The 15,554-nt window shown below is 70.6% G+C and carries 17 protein-coding genes; 8 read left to right on the forward strand and 9 right to left on the reverse strand.

The genetic code is table 11. The annotated features are described in order from the left end of the window. Positions 1–32: 32 nt before the first annotated feature. The 6 genes from BLW76_RS07145 (at position 33) to BLW76_RS07170 (ending at position 5,924) form a co-directional block, all read left to right on the forward strand. On the forward strand, positions 33–1,628 hold the full coding sequence (locus BLW76_RS07145; protein WP_091305049.1) for a protein kinase family protein: 1,596 nt from the start codon (positions 33–35) through the stop codon (positions 1,626–1,628). A 31-nt stretch (positions 1,629–1,659) separates the two neighbouring features. Continuing rightward, entirely contained in the window at positions 1,660–2,283 is a 624-nt protein-coding gene (gene sigM, locus BLW76_RS07150) for an RNA polymerase sigma factor SigM (protein WP_086841008.1), read from the forward strand. Further along, on the forward strand, positions 2,280–3,062 hold the full coding sequence (locus BLW76_RS07155; RefSeq protein WP_091305050.1) for a hypothetical protein: 783 nt from the start codon (positions 2,280–2,282) through the stop codon (positions 3,060–3,062). The genes sigM and BLW76_RS07155 overlap by 4 nt, the downstream gene beginning before the upstream one ends. A gap of 79 nt (positions 3,063–3,141) precedes the next feature. Further along, the gene (gene trxB, locus BLW76_RS07160) at positions 3,142–4,134 is read left to right on the forward strand and encodes a thioredoxin-disulfide reductase (protein ID WP_091305051.1); all 993 of its coding nucleotides are present in this window, start codon (positions 3,142–3,144) and stop codon (positions 4,132–4,134) included. Between the two features lie 34 nt (positions 4,135–4,168). Next, the gene (trxA, locus tag BLW76_RS07165; protein WP_003082899.1) at positions 4,169–4,492 is read left to right on the forward strand and encodes a thioredoxin; all 324 of its coding nucleotides are present in this window, start codon (positions 4,169–4,171) and stop codon (positions 4,490–4,492) included. 283 nt (positions 4,493–4,775) lie between these two features. After that, positions 4,776–5,924, forward strand: coding sequence for an N-acetylmuramoyl-L-alanine amidase (locus BLW76_RS07170; protein ID WP_091305052.1), 1,149 nt, complete (start codon positions 4,776–4,778; stop codon positions 5,922–5,924). A 210-nt stretch (positions 5,925–6,134) separates the two neighbouring features. Here BLW76_RS07170 and BLW76_RS07175 read toward each other — a convergent pair whose 3' ends face one another. Next, positions 6,135–6,779, reverse strand: a complete 645-nt coding sequence (locus tag BLW76_RS07175) for a GNAT family N-acetyltransferase (RefSeq protein WP_091305053.1) — start codon at positions 6,777–6,779, stop codon at positions 6,135–6,137. Between the two features lie 211 nt (positions 6,780–6,990). Here BLW76_RS07175 and BLW76_RS07180 point away from each other — a divergent pair, with 211 nt between their 5' ends. Further along, positions 6,991–8,310 (forward strand): aminotransferase-like domain-containing protein, encoded by a 1,320-nt coding sequence (locus tag BLW76_RS07180; RefSeq protein WP_091305054.1) that lies wholly within the window; start codon positions 6,991–6,993, stop codon positions 8,308–8,310. A 28-nt stretch (positions 8,311–8,338) separates the two neighbouring features. Then, positions 8,339–9,283, forward strand: coding sequence for a D-alanine--D-alanine ligase family protein (locus BLW76_RS07185; RefSeq protein WP_091305055.1), 945 nt, complete (start codon positions 8,339–8,341; stop codon positions 9,281–9,283). On the opposite strand, the gene BLW76_RS07190 is transcribed toward BLW76_RS07185, so the two are convergent. The 8 genes from BLW76_RS07190 to rnpA all read right to left on the reverse strand — a co-directional run bounded on the left by BLW76_RS07190 (position 9,280) and on the right by rnpA (position 15,547). After that, positions 9,280–9,900, reverse strand: coding sequence for a hypothetical protein (locus BLW76_RS07190; RefSeq protein ID WP_208613233.1), 621 nt, complete (start codon positions 9,898–9,900; stop codon positions 9,280–9,282). The genes BLW76_RS07185 and BLW76_RS07190 overlap by 4 nt on opposite strands. Positions 9,901–9,979: 79 nt before the next feature. Continuing rightward, on the reverse strand, positions 9,980–10,984 hold the full coding sequence (locus tag BLW76_RS07195) for a ParB/RepB/Spo0J family partition protein (RefSeq protein WP_091305056.1): 1,005 nt from the start codon (positions 10,982–10,984) through the stop codon (positions 9,980–9,982). Continuing rightward, entirely contained in the window at positions 10,981–11,907 is a 927-nt protein-coding gene (locus BLW76_RS07200) for a ParA family protein (protein WP_091305830.1), read from the reverse strand. Before BLW76_RS07200 ends, BLW76_RS07195 begins: the two co-directional genes overlap by 4 nt. A 77-nt stretch (positions 11,908–11,984) precedes the next feature. Then, a complete protein-coding gene (rsmG, locus tag BLW76_RS07205) occupies positions 11,985–12,668 on the reverse strand; it encodes a 16S rRNA (guanine(527)-N(7))-methyltransferase RsmG (RefSeq protein ID WP_091305057.1) in 684 nt (227 codons plus the stop codon). Positions 12,669–13,035: 367 nt separating this feature from the next. Beyond that, positions 13,036–13,608, reverse strand: a complete 573-nt coding sequence (locus tag BLW76_RS07210; protein ID WP_167384498.1) for a Jag family protein — start codon at positions 13,606–13,608, stop codon at positions 13,036–13,038. A 30-nt stretch (positions 13,609–13,638) separates the two neighbouring features. Beyond that, a complete protein-coding gene (gene yidC / locus BLW76_RS07215; protein WP_091305059.1) occupies positions 13,639–14,760 on the reverse strand; it encodes a membrane protein insertase YidC in 1,122 nt (373 codons plus the stop codon). A 5-nt stretch (positions 14,761–14,765) separates the two neighbouring features. Next, the gene (yidD, locus tag BLW76_RS07220; protein WP_091305831.1) at positions 14,766–15,089 is read right to left on the reverse strand and encodes a membrane protein insertion efficiency factor YidD; all 324 of its coding nucleotides are present in this window, start codon (positions 15,087–15,089) and stop codon (positions 14,766–14,768) included. Between the two features lie 5 nt (positions 15,090–15,094). Further along, positions 15,095–15,547 carry a ribonuclease P protein component gene (gene rnpA, locus BLW76_RS07225; RefSeq protein WP_091305060.1) on the reverse strand — a complete coding sequence of 151 codons (453 nt, stop codon included), beginning with the start codon at positions 15,545–15,547 and terminating at the stop codon, positions 15,095–15,097. Positions 15,548–15,554: the final 7 nt, after the last annotated feature.

Here is a 15,554-nt window from a genome sequence, read left to right on the forward strand (position 1 = left end):
CCTTGGAGCGGGGAGCTAGCGGGAGAGTGCGGGTGGACACGAGGCGGAGCGAACAGGCGGGGGGTGCGAACCACGTGGGCAAGGCCCAGGTCGGATCGCTGGCCCCCGGGCGTGTGGTCGGCGACGGCCGCTACCGCCTCCTCGCGCAGTTCGGCGTGGACGAGCGGGGCGACGCGCACCTTTGGCGTGCCCGCGACGGGCAGCTCAAGCGGGACGTCGCGCTGACACTGCTGGTCGGCGACCCGGCGGATCCCGAAGCCGCCCGGCTGGCCCGGCGGACGCTGGAGCGCGCCACGCACGCGTCGAAGTTCGGCCACGGCGGTGTCGCCCGCGTGCTGGACGTGCTCGCCCTCGGCAGCGGCATCACCTCGAGCGAAGGCCTGCTCGGTGTCGTCGTCGCGGAGTGGACCAAGGGCAGTGACCTGGTCGACCTCGTCGCGCAGCGGCCGGTGGCGCCCGCCGCGGCCGCGCGGATGGTGCAGGCGCTGGCCGAAGCCGTCGAGCAGGCGCACCAGAACGGCCTCGTGCTCGGCCTCGATCACCCCCAGCGACTGCGGCTGACGCCGAACGGCGCGCTCAAGCTCGCGTTCCCCGGCCCGCTGCCGGAGTCGACGCTGCGCGACGACGTCAAGGCGCTCGGCGCGGTCCTCTACCTGCTGCTGACCGGCCGCTGGGCACTGCCCGGCGGCCCGCCCGCGATCCCGGCGGCGCCGATGACGCCGCAGGGCCGGGTGGTCCCGCCGCGCCAGCTGGTGCCGACGGTCCCGGCCGACCTGTCGTCGCTGGCCGTGCGCACGATCGAGGACGGCGGCAACGGTGGCATCCGCACCAGCGCGGCCATCCTCCGCATGCTCGAGCAGGTGGCCGAGGAAGAGGAGCGCACCCAGCTGATCAAGGCCGTCGGCGGCGACCCGGCCGAGAGCGAAGGCACCGTCTGGACCACGAAGAAGCCGGTCAAGGACGTCGCCCGGCGGCGCAAGCTCGCGCTCGGCGTCACCGTGCTGGTGGTCGCGACCGTCGTCATCCTCGCCTGGGGCGGGCTGATGCTGATCAACGTCTTCCAGGGCGATTCGAAGGCGAGCGGGCCGACGATCAACGTCGCCGCGCCGCCGGCGTCGAGCCAGCAGAACGGCACCCAGCCGCCCGCGTCGTCGTCGGCTCCGGCACCGCCGCCCACGCCGGCCGTGGGCGCCCCGGTGGCCCCGCAGTCGGCGGCCGTCTACAACCCCGAAGGCTCGGGTGACAACACCGGGCGGGCGAAGAACGCGATCGACGGCAAGCCCGAGACCGAGTGGCGCACCGAGAAGTACAAGCAGCAGTTCCCGGTCATCAAGCCGGGCGTGGGGCTGGTCGTCACCTTCAAGGACCCGATCAACCTCAGCCAGGTGAAGATCACCGGCGGCACCCCGGGCACCAAGGTCGAGATCCGCTCGGCGACCGGGAAGAACCCCGACCTGGCCGACACGAAGGTGGTCGGCAACGGCGACCTGAAGGACGGCGAGACGACGATCCCGCTGGCCCAGCCGACCCAGGGTGAGTACTTCATCGTCTGGATCACCCAGCTGGGCGGCGCCGACGGGCAGTTCATGACCGAAATAGGTGACCTGTCCTTCCTGCCTGCGGGGTGACGCACCCGACAGGGTCAGTAGGCTCTGCCGGGTGACAGCTGCAGCTCCCACGGATGCGGATCTGATAGCGGCTCACGCCGCGGGGGACCCTCATGCGTTCAGCGAACTCGTCCAGCGACATCGCGACCGGATGTGGGCGGTGGCCCTGCGCACGGTCCGCGACCCGGAAGAGGCCGCCGATGCCTTGCAGGACGCGTTCATCTCGGCGTTCCGCGCGGCCGGGAACTTCAGAGCGGAGTCGCAGGTCACGACGTGGCTGCACCGGATCGTGGTGAACGCCTGCCTCGACCGGATCCGCCGCCGCCAGGCGCGCCCGACCGTGCCGCTGCCGGAAACCGGGTTCAACGAGCCCGCCACGCCCCGCGACTCGATGGCCGAGCGGGAGACCAGCCTGCTCGTGCGCGAGGCGCTCGACCAGCTGCCCGAGGAGCAACGTGCCCCGATCGTGCTGGTCGACGTCGAGGGCTACTCCGTGGCCGAGACGGCGAAGATGCTCGGCATCGCCGAAGGCACGGTGAAGAGCCGGTGCGCCCGGGGCCGCGGGAAACTCGCGAAGGTTCTCGGGCACCTGCGGAACCCCGATGCGATTGCGAACGTCCCAACTCACGAAAGCAAACGGGCCGGGCGTCAGCCGGGTAGCGGGGAGGGACGATGACGGACGAAAGCCGGGGGATCGGGGGGACCATCGGTCCGCCCTGGTCTGTCGACGTGCTCGCCGACCTCCACGCCGGTGTCCTGGACGACACGCGGGCGGCGGAGCTGTGGCCGCTGGTCAACGCCGATCCCGAAGCCCGGGCGATCCTGGACGCCCTCGACGCCACGCAGGCCGACCTGGCCGCCCTCGCCGACGCGCCGGCCCCGCCGATGCCCGCGGAGTTCGCCGCCCGGCTGGACGCGGCGCTGGCCGCCGAAGCGGCCGCCGCCTTTCCCGGACAAGCGCAGGCGGCACCGCGGCAGGCCGGGCCCGGGAACGCCCCGGTGGTGGACCTCGCGGCGGCCCGGCGGCGCCGGAACAAGCGGCTCGGCTGGGCCGCCGGCGTCCTGACCGCGGCCGCGGCGGCGGTCGTCGCCGTGACCGTCGCGATCCCGAACACTTCGCAGCAGACAGGCACCCCGAACGTCGCCGCGCCCACGGGCCCGTCGGTCGGCAACGACGGCGCCGGCGCGCAAGCGCTGGTCGGCAAGGCGATCGGCGTCCGCGACTTCGGCCCGTTGCAGAACGAAGACCGCCTGGACGCGTGCATCGCGGCCGCCGGGCTCGACCCGAAGGTGCGGCCCGAGGGCATCCGCCCGGTGAACGTCGGCGGCAAGGCCGGGGTGATGATCATCCTGACCACCGGCAAGCTGGCCCAGTTCCGGCTGGTGGCCTTCGGCGCCGACTGCGGACCGGGAAATCCGGCTGTGCTCTTCGACAAGGTCGTCGGGGAGAAGTAGCGGCTGTCACGGCTGGGAACATGGCCACCTACGATCGTGTTGAGCCTGGTACACGGGTCACTACGAGCGGAGGTCACGGGTGGCTGCCGAGGAAATCAGGAACCTGATCATCGTCGGGTCGGGTCCTGCCGGATACACCGCTGCCGTTTACGCGGCGCGGGCCCAGCTTGAACCGCTGGTGTTCGAGGGCACGCAGTTCGGCGGCGCGCTGATGACGACGACCGAGGTCGAGAACTTCCCCGGGTTCCGCGACGGCATCATGGGTCCGGACCTGATGGAGGAGATGCGCAAGCAGGCCGAGCGCTTCGGCGCCGAGCTGCGCGCGGAGGACGTCGAGTCGCTGGAGCTGACCGGGGACGTCAAGTACGTCCACGCGAACGGCAAGCGCTACGCCGCCCGCGCGGTCATCCTCGCCATGGGTGCCGCGGCGCGGTACCTGAACGTGCCGGGCGAGCAGGAGCTGCTCGGCCGCGGTGTGTCGGCCTGTGCGACCTGTGACGGCTTCTTCTTCCGCGACCACGACATCGTGGTCGCCGGCGGTGGCGACTCGGCGATGGAGGAGGCGACCTTCCTGACGAAGTTCGCGAAGTCCGTCACGATCGTCCACCGGCGCGACGAGTTCCGCGCGTCCAAGATCATGCTCGAGCGCGCCCGCGCGAACGAGAAGATCAAGTGGCAGCTGAACTCGCAGATCACCGGGGTGCTCGGCGACGGCAAGGTCGAGGGCCTGCAGCTGAAGGACACCAAGGACGGCTCCGAGTCGACGCTCGACGTGTCGGGCTTCTTCGTCGCGATCGGCCACGACCCCCGCAGCCAGCTGGTGAAGGGGCAGGTCGACCTGGACGAGGACGGCTACGTCGTCACGAAGGGCAAGACGTCCTTCACGAACCTCGACGGCGTCTTCGCGGCCGGCGACCTGGTGGACCGCACCTACCGGCAGGCGATCACCGCCGCGGGCTCCGGGTGCAGCGCGGCGATCGACGCGGAACGATGGCTCGCGGAGCACGGCGAGGCCGACGCCCACGAGGCGGCCGAGCTGGTCGGCGGCGGCTACGGCGCGGGCACCAACTGACTTTCCGGCGTTCAACCCACTCGAAGGAGAAACCATGGCCAACACCGTCAAGGTGACCGACGCGACGTTCGTCGACGAGGTCCTGACCAGCGAGAAGCCGGTCCTCGTCGACTTCTGGGCCACCTGGTGCGGCCCGTGCAAGATGGTCGCCCCGGTGCTCGAGGAGATCGCGGCCGAGAACGGCGAGAAGCTGACCATCGCCAAGATCGACATCGACGAGAACCCGAACACGCCGCGTGACTACCAGGTGATGTCCATCCCGACGCTGATCCTGTTCCAGGGCGGCAAGCCGGTGAAGCAGATCGTGGGCGCGAAGCCGAAGGCCGCGCTGCTGTCGGACCTCGCCGACGTCCTCTGAACCGAACCAGCCCGGCGAACCCGGGGCCTGCGGGAATCCTCCTGCGGCCCCGGGTTCGTCTTCGTTCGGGCGAATCTGCCGCCGGTGGGTCAATCAGTGCGTGATCGCGACCACGCCGGGTACTCCACTAACGGGTTCTTGACGCACCTACCGGGCCTGCGCTGTCACCCAGAGTTGGCAAGGCACAATAGAGGGCCTGGGCTCATCCCAGCGAAGGTTTTCCGAAAGTCCTGCCACGCACCGAGCCCCCGAATTCGGTGCCTGAGGAAAGAGCGAGGAGTGCATGCGGGTACTCCGCCGCGGTGACGCCGGTCCGGACGTCGCCGAGATCAGGTCCATCCTGGCCGGGATGGACCTGCTCCCGCCGGTCACCGGTACCGACGGCTACGACGCGTTCGACGTCGCCGTCGAGCACGCCGTCCGTGCCTTCCAGCAGCGTCGTGGGCTGATGACCGACGGCATCGTGGGTCCGGCGACGTTCCAGGCGCTCAAGGGCGCCAGCTACCACCTGGGCAGCCGCCCGCTGTCGTACATGATCGCGTCGCCCGTCCACGGCGACGACGTCTTCACGCTGCAGGAGCGGCTCACCGAGCTCGGCTTCGACGCCGGCCGCCCCGACGGCTACTTCGGCCCCGCCACCGAGCGCGCGCTCAAGACGTTCCAGCGCGACATGCGCCTGACCCCGGACGGCATGTGCGGCCCGGCGACCATCCGCGAGCTGCACCGCCTGTCCTCGCCGCGGGCCCGGGGCGGACGCCCCGTGTTCCTGCGCGAGCAGGAGCAGGTGCGCCAGGCCGGTCCGCGCCTGCGCGGCAAGCGCATCGTGATCGACCCTGGCCACGGCGGCGAAGACCTCGGTGTGGTCGCCGGCGGGCTGCGCGAGGCCGACATCGCGTGGGACCTCGCCCGCCGCCTCGAAGGCCGGATGAAGGCCACCGGCATGGAGGCGCTGATCTCCCGCGGCCCGAACCACAGCCCCACCGAGCTGGAGCGCGCCAAGTTCGCCAACGACGCCGGCGCCGACCTGTTCCTGTCCCTGCACAGCGACAAGAACCCGTCGCCGCGCGCGCAGGGGGTCGCGAGCTTCCACTTCGGCAACGGCAACGGCACGACGTCGACGGTCGGCGAGCTGCTGGCCGGCTTCATCCAGCGCGAGGTCGCGGCCCGCACGGGCATGCTCGACTGCCGCACGCACTACAAGTCGTGGGACATCTTCACCCGCACCCGCTGCCCGGCGGTCCGGGTCGAGATCGGCTACCTGACGAACCCGGACGACGCCCGCAAGCTCGGCGACCCGGCGTTCCGCGACATCGTCGCGGAGGGCATCCTGATCGCCGTCAAGCGCCTGTACCTGCTCGGCGAGGGCGACCAGCCGACGGGCACGTTCACGTTCGCGGACGTCCTGGCGCACGAGCTCGCCAAGGCCGAATAGGGCCGACCACAACCCCTAGCGGCTCTCCTTCACCTGCCCCACCACACCTGGGGACGCGAAGCGCGCGTCCCCAGGTTCACGGGCAGTTCTCCACAGCTTTTCCACCGCTCCTAGCAGCGCTCTGTGGATAACTCGGCACTTCTTCCACAGTTGTGCACACCTCGGTTCCAGGCATGCCGAAGCACCGGCGCAAACGTTTGCGGTGAGGGTTCAGGCGCGGCCGAGGCTCGGCTCGGCGGTGGTGATCGTCACCTGGCCGAGCAGCCGTTCCAGGGCCGCCTCGACGTCTTCCTTCCAGGTGATCGCCGAGCGCAGCTCGAGGCGCAGCCGGGGCCACTTGGGGTGCGGGCGGACCGTCTTGAAGCCCACGCTCTGCAGGAAGCCGGCGGGCAGCACGCAGCTGTGGCCGCCGTCCGGGTCCGGCTCGTCGGGCTTCGCGTCGCCGAACGCCTCGATGGCGCGGACGCCGCGCTTGGTGAGGTCCTTGGCGACCGCCTGGACGAGCATCCGGCCGAGCCCGCCGCCGCGGAACTCCGGGAGCACCTGGAACGAGGTCAGCAGGACGGCGTCCGCGCTCGGCGGCGACGTCGGGAAGGCCAGCGCGCGCGGGACGGCGTTCGGCGGGGCGTACAGCACGAACCCGACCGGCAGCGTGTCGCTGTAGACGATGCGGCCGCAGGAACCCCACTCGAGCAGCACGCTCGAGACCCAGGCTTCCTTCTCGACCTCGGTCGCGCCGAACTCCTCGGCCTGGTGCTTCAGGTGGGGGGCGAGCTCCCAGTACACGCACCTGCGGCAGCTCTTCGGCAGGTGCTCCAGGTTGTCCAGTGTGACGCCCACGACGCGACGCGACACCCGCGACCTCCCTGACCTGCGCTCCCGACGGGCTGCCCGCCCGTCAAGCCGCGCGAGATCCACGGCACGAACACGGGAGCCAGGGTCGAGGATAGGCCGATGTGACGAGCACCGAAAGGCCAGGGGGTCCTGATGGGTGCCCGGTTACACTCGATGGGATCTACAGCTCCCGCGGGAGTGACCGTGTCCACCGAGCCCCGGGTGAACGTCGATGACCGAGAACCGCCCCAGCCAGCGCCCCAGCGGCCGCCAGAACCTCGACCCGCACCTCGAGCGGTACGCCGCGCGCACCGCGGGGATGACCGCCTCGGAGATCCGGGCGCTGTTCGCGGTGGCCAGCAGGCCCGAGGTGGTTTCGCTCGCCGGCGGCATGCCGAACCTGGCGGCGCTGCCGCTCGACACGCTGTCGGCGCAGGTGGCCGAGATCATCGCCGAAGACGGCATGGTGGCCCTGCAGTACGGCTCGGCGCACGGCGTCCCGGTGCTGCGCGAGCAGATCTGCGAAATCATGGCCCTGGAAGGCATCAAGGCGCACCCGGACGACGTCGTGGTGACCGTCGGCTCGCAGATGGGCCTGGACATGGTCACGCGGTTGTTCTGCGACCCGGGTGACGTCGTGATCGCCGAAGGTCCCTCGTACGTCGGCGCACTGGGCTCGTTCGCCGCGTACCAGGCGCAGGTCGTGCACGTGGAGATGGACGACCGCGGCCTGGTGCCTTCGTTGCTGCGGGAAGCGCTCGACCAGACCAAGAAGGCCGGCCGCCGGGTCAAGTTCCTCTACACGATCCCGAACTTCCACAACCCCGCCGGCGTCACGCTGGCCGTCGAGCGCCGCGCGGAGATCCTCGAGATCTGCCGCGAGCACAATGTCCTGGTCGTCGAAGACAACCCGTACGGGTTGCTCGGCTTCGACGGGCAGACGTACCCGGCGCTGCGGTCGACCGACCCCGACAACGTCGTGTACCTCGGCTCGTTCTCGAAGACGTTCGCCTCCGGCCTGCGCGTCGGCTGGGTGCTCGCGCCGCACGCCGTGCGCGAGAAGCTCGTGCTCGCCGCGGAGTCGGCGACGCTCTGCCCGCCGACGTTCAACCAGATGATCGTGTCGCGCTACCTGGCCACGCACGACTGGAAGGGCCAGATCAAGAAGTTCCGCGAGAACTACCGCGAGCGGCGGGACGCGATCCTGTCCGCGCTCGACCAGTACCTGCCCCCGGGCTGCTCGTGGACCAAGCCGGACGGCGGCTTCTACGTCTGGGTGACCGTGCCGGAAGGCGTCGACACGAAGGCGATGCTGCCGCGCGCGGTGACGGCACGGGTGGCGTACGCGTCCGGAACCGGCTTCTACGCCGACGGGTTCGGCAGCCGCCAGATGCGGCTCTCCTACTGCTACCCGACCCCGGAGCGCATCCGTGAGGGCGTGCGGCGGCTGGCGGTCGTGCTGGAGTCCGAAATGGACCTCGCCCGCACCTTCGGTAGCGTGAGCGCGCGCCGGATCCAGGGGCCGCAGAACCCGTCCCCGGACACGCTCTGAGATTCGTTCCAGCTAAGGAGTTTCCACGGTGGTCGACCGTACCGTTGCCGTGCTCGCCGGCGGGCTCTCGCACGAACGCGACGTCTCGCTGAGGTCCGGGCGACGGCTGTCCGCGGCCTTGAAGTCCGAGAGCTTCGGCATCGAGGAGTGGGACACCGACGGCGGGCTGCTGGAGCGGCTGCGCACCCACCGGCCGGACGCCGTGGTCGTCGCGCTGCACGGTGGTGAGGGCGAGAACGGTTCGGTGCAGACGGTGCTGGAGATGCTGGACGTGCCGTTCGTCGGCACCGGCTCCCAGGGCTGCCGCCGCGCGTGGGACAAGCCGACCGCGAAGGCGCTGCTGCAGAACGCCGGGTTCGTGACGCCGGAGTGGGTGGTGCTGCCGCACAGCACGTTCCGCGAGCTCGGTGCCCAGGCGGTGCTCGACGCGATGGTGGAGCGCCTCGGCCTGCCGCTGATCCTCAAGCCCGACCAGGGCGGCTCCGCGCTCGGCACCCAGGTGGTGCGCGAGGCGGCCGAACTGCCGGCGGCGATGGTCGGCTGCTTCGCCTACGGCGACACGGTCCTCGCCGAGCGCTTCGTGGACGGCGTCGAGGTGGCCGTGACGGTCATCGAGGGCGAGGACGGGCCCGAGGCCCTCCCCGCGGTCGAGATCGTCCCGGAGAGCGGCGTGTACGACTACACGGCCCGCTACACGGCCGGCCTGACCGACTTCTTCACCCCGGCCCGGCTCGACGACGCCGCGGCCAAGGCGGTGGCCGAGCTGGCCGTCGCCGCGCACCGCGTGCTCGGCCTGCGCGACATCTCCCGCACGGACGCGGTCGTGACGCCGGACGGCACCGTGCACTTCCTGGAGGTGAACCCGTCGCCGGGCCTCACCGAGACGTCGACGGTGCCGATGGCGATCGAGGCGGCGGGCAAGTCGCTCGGCGCGGTGTTCGCCGAACTGATCGCGCGGGCGATCACCCGCTAGTCCAGGCCGAAGTGGCCGGCCACGGTGTCGGCCACTTCTTCGGCGTCCGTCGTCCCGTCGATCTCCAGCACCCGGATGCCGTGTTCGCGCGCGCTGCGGACGGCGTCCTCGGCGAGCAGGCGGTCTCTCGCGATCCGGTTCTGCTGCGCCCGGACGGGATCGCTGACGCGCGGGGAGATCATTCCCGCGCGCGGCAGGGTGGCCAGCTGGTGCTGCCGGAACTCCTCGGTCGGCACCATGACCACCATCCGGCGCGGTGAGTCGAGCAGGGGCGCCACGAACTCCGGCCGCAGCCCCCAGCCCTCCGCGATGATCGGGCGGCCCGAGACGAGCGCGCGCAAGTCATCGAGCGCCCACTCGAACCGCAACGCGAAAACCTCGCGCGTCGCGGCCGCCATCTCCGCCGGCGTCGAGCGCACCCACAGCCGTTCGGGATCACGCGCGGGCGCGCCGCCGGCGAGCAGGCGGTCGTTGTGGGCCCGCGCGTCGTGGAAGTCGTAGTGGTACGCCGTCAGCCCGTGCCGGAGCGCGAGCAGCCGGGCGACGGTCGACTTCCCCGCCCACTGCGCACCGCCGATCCAGAGCGCGCGGCCGATCGAGCCCGTCGGATCCCACACGTTTCCCCCTGTTGCTCAGCGTCGCGGCGGAGTGATCCCTCCGCAATCATCACCGTGACGAAACACCCCGGGGTGATCCCTAATCGGTTTTCGGTGTCTGATTCGTCCCATTCGCGTCGATGATCGCGACGATCCGCTCGAGGTCGTCGACCGAGCCGAACTCGAGCGTGATCCGGCCCTTGCGGCGGCCGAGGTCGACCTTCACCCGGGTGTCGAAGCGGTCCGAGAGCCGGTTCGCGAGCTCCTGCAACCCCGGCGTCTGGATCGGCTTGCGCGGCGCGGGCTTCGGCTTGGCCGGCTTCTCGCTCTTCTTGAGCGTGACGGCTTCCTCGGTCGCCCGGACCGACATGCCCTCCGCGACGATGCGCGCGGCGAGCTCCTCCTGGCTCTCGGCGTCCTCCAGCGACAGCAGCGCACGCGCGTGCCCGGCGGACAGGACGCCCGCCGCGACCCGGCGCTGCACCGGCAGGGGGAGCTTGAGGAGCCGGATCGTGTTGGTGATGACCGGGCGGCTGCGGCCGATCCGGCTCGCCAGCTCCTCGTGGGTGACCGCGAACTCGTCGAGCAGCTGCTGGTACGCCGCCGCCTCTTCGAGCGGGTTCAGCTGGACGCGGTGGATGTTCTCCAGGAGCGCGTCCCGCAGCATCGACTCGTCGGCGGTCTGCCGGACGATCGCCGGGATCGCCTCGAGCTCCGCCTGCTGCGAAGCACGCAGCCGCCGCTCGCCCATGACGAGCTCGTACTCGTCGTTGCCGAGTTCGCGGACGACGATGGGCTGCATGAGCCCGAACTCGCGGATCGAGTGCTCGAGTTCGGCGAGCGCGTCTTCGTCGAAGACCTGGCGCGGCTGCTTCGGGTTCGGCTTGATCGAGCTGACGGGGATCTCGCGGTAGACGGCGCCGGCGACCTCGCCGCCGTGCTGCGGCGTCGCCTGGCCGTTCGCCGCGAACCAGCCCTTGTCCTCGGCCGCCTTCTTGTCCGCCGCCGTGCCGTCGGCCGGCGCGGGCAGCGGACCACCGCCGGTGGGGCCGGTCGGGATCAGGGCGGCGAGGCCGCGCCCCAGCCCTCCTCGACGCTCGGTCATGTCGAACTACCCTTCTCCATCTGTGCGCCGCGCTCGGCGATCTCCTTGGCCGCGTCGACGTAGCTCATCGCGCCGCGCGAACCGGGGTCGTAGGCGAGCACGGTCTGGCCGTACCCGGGCGCCTCGGACACCTTCACGCTGCGGGGGATGACCGTCTTGAGGACGGTGTCGCCGAAGTGGTTCCGCACCTCGTTCGTCACCTGGTCGGCCAGCTTGGTCCGGCCGTCGTACATGGTGAGCAGGATCGTCGAGACGCGGAGTTCGCGGTTGAGGTGCTGCTGCACGAGCTCGATGTTGCTCAGCAGCTGCCCGAGCCCTTCGAGCGCGTAGTACTCGCACTGGATCGGGATGAGCACCTCCTGCGCGGCGACCATCGCGTTGACGGTCAGCAGGCCCAGCGACGGCGGGCAGTCGATGAGGACGTAGTCGACGCCGATCTCGTCGAGGATCTCCGAGGAGATGGCCTCCTTGAGCCGGGACTCGCGGGACGCCATCGAGACCAGCTCGATCTCGGCGCCGGCGAGGTCGATCGTCGCGGGGACGCAGAAGAGGTTGGGGGACTGCTCGGTCGGCTGGGCCGCCTCGGCCAGCGTCACCTCACCGATGAGCACCTCGTAGATGGAGGGCGTCCCGGACCGGTGGTCGACGTCGAGCGCGGTGCTGGCGTTGCCCTGCGGGTCGAGGTCGACGACGAGCGTCTTGAGCCCGTGGAGCGCGAGGGCGGCCGCGAGGTTGACCGTGCTCGTGGTCTTGCCGACGCCGCCCTTCTGGTTGGCGACGGTCATCACGCGGCGACGTGCAGGCCGGGGAAGCGACCCTTCCTTCGGGTGCAGCAGACGCGCGGCGCGGGCGGCTTCTTCGGCGATCGGGGTCCAGCCCACGTCGTGGCTGGTCTCCGTGGAGTCGGACGGCGGGGGATTCACCGGTCTCGACACCTCCTCCATCTAGACGTCTGGTCGGTGGTCGAGTCGCTTCGTTTCACGTGGAACATCGCGGCTCGTTAGCGCTTCCTGCTCCGCGCCTTCGGCTTGCTGGCCGTCGGTAGGCGACGGATCTTCACAACCGTGCTGGGGACCTCGAGCACTGACACACCGCACTCGACGATCAGCGGATCGGCCCCGCCGGCCTTCCGGATGGCGGCACCGTCCCGCTCGATCTCGTCCGCCGCGCTGGCGCCCTTGAGGGCGACCAGGAAGCCATCGGGACGGACCAGCGGCAGGCACCAGTCCGCGAGACGAGCGAGCGGGGCGACCGCGCGAGCGGTGACGATGTCGGCACCACCGAGCTGCTCACGCACAGGCCGCTCCTCCGCGCGTCCACGGACGACGGTGATCGGGAGTTCCAGCTTCTCGGCCACCTCGGCCAGCCAGTCCACCCGGCGGGCCATCGGTTCGAGCAGAACGATATCGAGGTCCGGTCGCGCGATCGCCAGCGGTACACCCGGAAGCCCCGCGCCGGACCCGACGTCGACGACGCGGGCGCCCTCGGGCATCTGCTCGCCGATCACCGCCGAGTTGAGCACGTGCCGCTCCCACAGCCGCTCGACTTCCCGCGGGCCGATCAGCCCCCGCTCGACCCCGTGGCGCTCCAGGAGTTCGACGTACCCAGCCGCTTGGTCGACGTGCTCACCGAACACCCGCCCCGCCGCGGCCCGCACCGCCCCCGCGGCCTGCTCCAAGCTCACTCCGTCTACTCCTCGTCCGCCGGTTTCACGTGAAACCGCGCTCGCTCGATTGTCCCCGATGAACCGGAGAAGACGAGCCGACAGTCCGAAGATGTGGACAACTCCACTCAGCCGGCCGCCGTTGTGGAGAGTTCCACGTGAAACATCACGCGTGTAATTCGTTCGGCCGGGGCGCCGCGTTGCCTAAGCGGATCCCGCTGAAGCCGGTGCGCGAACAGCGGGCCGCCCGCATCACCTTGACCCGCACCGGACCCGATGATGGCGGGCAATCGCCGCTGCGCTTCCCGCCACCGCCGGGCGCATGGACACAAAGAAGCGGCCCCACCTGACCGAGTCAAGTGGGGCCGCTCTCAAGGCGAACCGGGTCTCACGCCTCCGGGAAGATCACCACACGGCGCTTCGGGTCCTCGCCCTCGCTCTCGCTCGTGACGCCCGAGACCGTCGCCACCGCGTCGTGGACCACCTTGCGCTCGAACGGGCTCATCGGCTGCAGCCGCACGCGCTCGCCGCTCTTCAGGACCGACTCCGCCGTCGAACGGCCGAGCTCCTTCAGTTCCTCGCGGCGGTCCGCGCGCCAGCCCGCGATGTCCAGCATCAGGCGGCTGCGGGAGCCCGTCTCCTGCTGGACCGCCAGGCGGGTCAGCTCCTGCAGCGCCTCGAGCACCGTGCCGCGCGGGCCGACGAGCTTCTCGAGGTCCTCGCCGCCGTCGATGCTCACGATCGCGCGGCCGGCTTCCACGTCGAGGTCGATGTCACCGTCGTAGTCGAGCAGGTCGAGCAGGCGCTCGAGGTAGTCGCCGGCGATGTCACCCTCCTGGACGAGGATGTCGTCACCGCCCGCCTTCCGCTCGTCCGCCGTCTCCGCTGCCTCCGCGGGAGCGGCGGTCTCCGGGGTCACGTCGTCCTTATCGGCGTCGATCGTGTCGATCGTCTCCGACATCATTCGTCTCCTCTCCGAACCGGTCGCGCCTCAGCGGCGCTTCCGGCCCGACTTCCTGGTCGAGTCTTTGAGAAGGCCCGGCACGCCCGTACCGTTGTCCTTCGAACCGTTCTGGCCGCTCGTGTCGGCCGGGGTCTGGGTGCCGTCGCCGTCGCCGGCGGCGGCCGCCGGAGAAGTCTGCGCGAAGCCGTGGGCCGAGCCGGCCTTCGTGACCTTCTTCTGGGAGCCGGTCTGGGCGGGCTGGTTCTTCTTCTGCTGGACCGGCTTCTGACCGACCTTCGGCGCGGTCGGCTTCTGGCCCGGCTTCGGCCCGAGCGTCGAGCGCTTCTCCGCGGCCTCCGCCTTGCGGGCCGCCTCTTCCTTGTCGATCTTCGTGTAGACGAGGCGCTGCTGCATCAGGGTCCAGCCGTTGTTCGCCAGCCAGTAGAAGAGGAGGCCGAGCGGGAACAGCGCACCGAAGACGAGCACACCGAGCGGGAAGATGTACATCGTCAGCTTGTTCATGATCGCGGTCTGCGGGGTGGCCGACGCGGCGTTCTGCCGGGCCACCGAGTGCCGCGCGGTGAGGTGCGTGGCGATCGACGCGACGATCATCAGCGGCAGCGCCACCGGGAGCACGCTCCAGTGCCAGCCGATGTTCGTCGCGCCGCCGCTGACGACGCCGACGCCGTTGTAGACGGCCTCACCGAGGTTGACGCCGAACAGCTTCGCGTTGACGTAGGACTCGACGTCGTGCTGGCTGAAGAAGTAGTTCTCGGTCTTCGGCCCGCCACCGGGCGGCGGCATGGTGAACGCGCGGAGGACGTGGTTCAGGCCGATGAACACCGGGATCTGAAGCAGCATCGGCAGGCAGCTGCCCAGCGGGTTGACGCCGTGCTCGCGCTGGAGCTTCTGCATCTCCGCGGCCTGACGCTGCCGGTCGTTCGCGTACTTCTTCTGGATCTTCTTCATCTCCGGCGCGAAGTCCTGCATCTTCTTCATCGACCGGACCTGGTTCACGAACGGCTTGAACATGATGCCGCGGACCGTGAACGTCAGGAAGATGATGCCGAGGATCCACGCGACCGCGGTCGATTCCCCGAAGACGAACCCGAAGACCTTGTGCCAACACCAGAGGATGAAGGACACGGGGTAGTAGATGAAATCGAGCACTGCTGCTACTCCTCGATCGGTGTATCAGGTCGTCGGTGGCGCCACGAGAACGTCTCGGGCACGGGGTCGCGGCCGGGTGGCGTCCAGGGGCCGCAGCGCAGCAGCCGGCGCAGCGCGAGGTAGGAGCCGCGACCGGCACCGTGCCGGGTGAGGGCTTCGACTGCGTACGCGCTGCAGCTCGGGTAGAACCGGCAAGCCGGGGGGAGGAAGGGCGAGATCGCCTTGCGGTAGAGCTTGACGGGAAGCAGCAAGACCCAGGCGACGGGGCCGGGCTTCGGGGGCTCGGGCGCTACATCGTGCTCGTGGTCGTGCTCGGGGGTGGCTCGCATGCCGGTCACACCGCTGATCCGTGGTCGGGGGCCGCGTCCGCGGGACGCGTCGGGCTGGGGACATCCCCGGCCGGACGGCGCGACGACAGAAGCCCCAGCCGACGCAACGCAGCATCGAGATCGGACCCGAGCTCGGCGCTGGACGCGGTCGACGACGGCGGCAATGCCCGTACGACCAACGCAGTACCGGCGGGCAGTGTTCCGAGCCTGGCCGAAACGAGATGACGCAACCGGCGGCTGACGCGGTGGCGGACCACCGAATTGCCGACGGCCTTGCTCACCACAAAACCCGCCCTGGCCGCCGGCGGTGCAGTGGTGGACTGCACGGCGTCGGCGGCCGCGGACGGGTCCGTGGTCAGCGCGTGGACGACGAGGCGGCGCCTGCCTGCCCGGGACCCGCGACGGAGAACCACGCGGAAATCCTCACTCCGCCGCAGGCGTGCGGCAGCCGGCAGCACGGCGCGC

The sequence above is a fragment of the Amycolatopsis tolypomycina genome (genome assembly GCF_900105945.1).
In the GTDB taxonomy this organism is placed as follows: Bacteria; Actinomycetota; Actinomycetes; order Mycobacteriales; family Pseudonocardiaceae; genus Amycolatopsis; species Amycolatopsis tolypomycina.

Coding starts and splice junctions, on each gene's coding strand:
- BLW76_RS07155 (WP_091305050.1), top strand. CDS start 2,280: ATGACGGACGAAAGCCGGGGGATCGGGGGGACCATCGGTCCGCCCTGG.
- trxA (WP_003082899.1), top strand. CDS start 4,169: ATGGCCAACACCGTCAAGGTGACCGACGCGACGTTCGTCGACGAGGTC.
- BLW76_RS07170 (WP_091305052.1), top strand. CDS start 4,776: ATGCGGGTACTCCGCCGCGGTGACGCCGGTCCGGACGTCGCCGAGATC.
- BLW76_RS07180 (WP_091305054.1), top strand. CDS start 6,991: ATGACCGAGAACCGCCCCAGCCAGCGCCCCAGCGGCCGCCAGAACCTC.
- BLW76_RS07195 (WP_091305056.1), bottom strand. CDS start 10,984: ATGACCGAGCGTCGAGGAGGGCTGGGGCGCGGCCTCGCCGCCCTGATC.
- BLW76_RS07210 (WP_167384498.1), bottom strand. CDS start 13,608: ATGTCGGAGACGATCGACACGATCGACGCCGATAAGGACGACGTGACC.
- yidD (WP_091305831.1), bottom strand. CDS start 15,089: ATGCGAGCCACCCCCGAGCACGACCACGAGCACGATGTAGCGCCCGAG.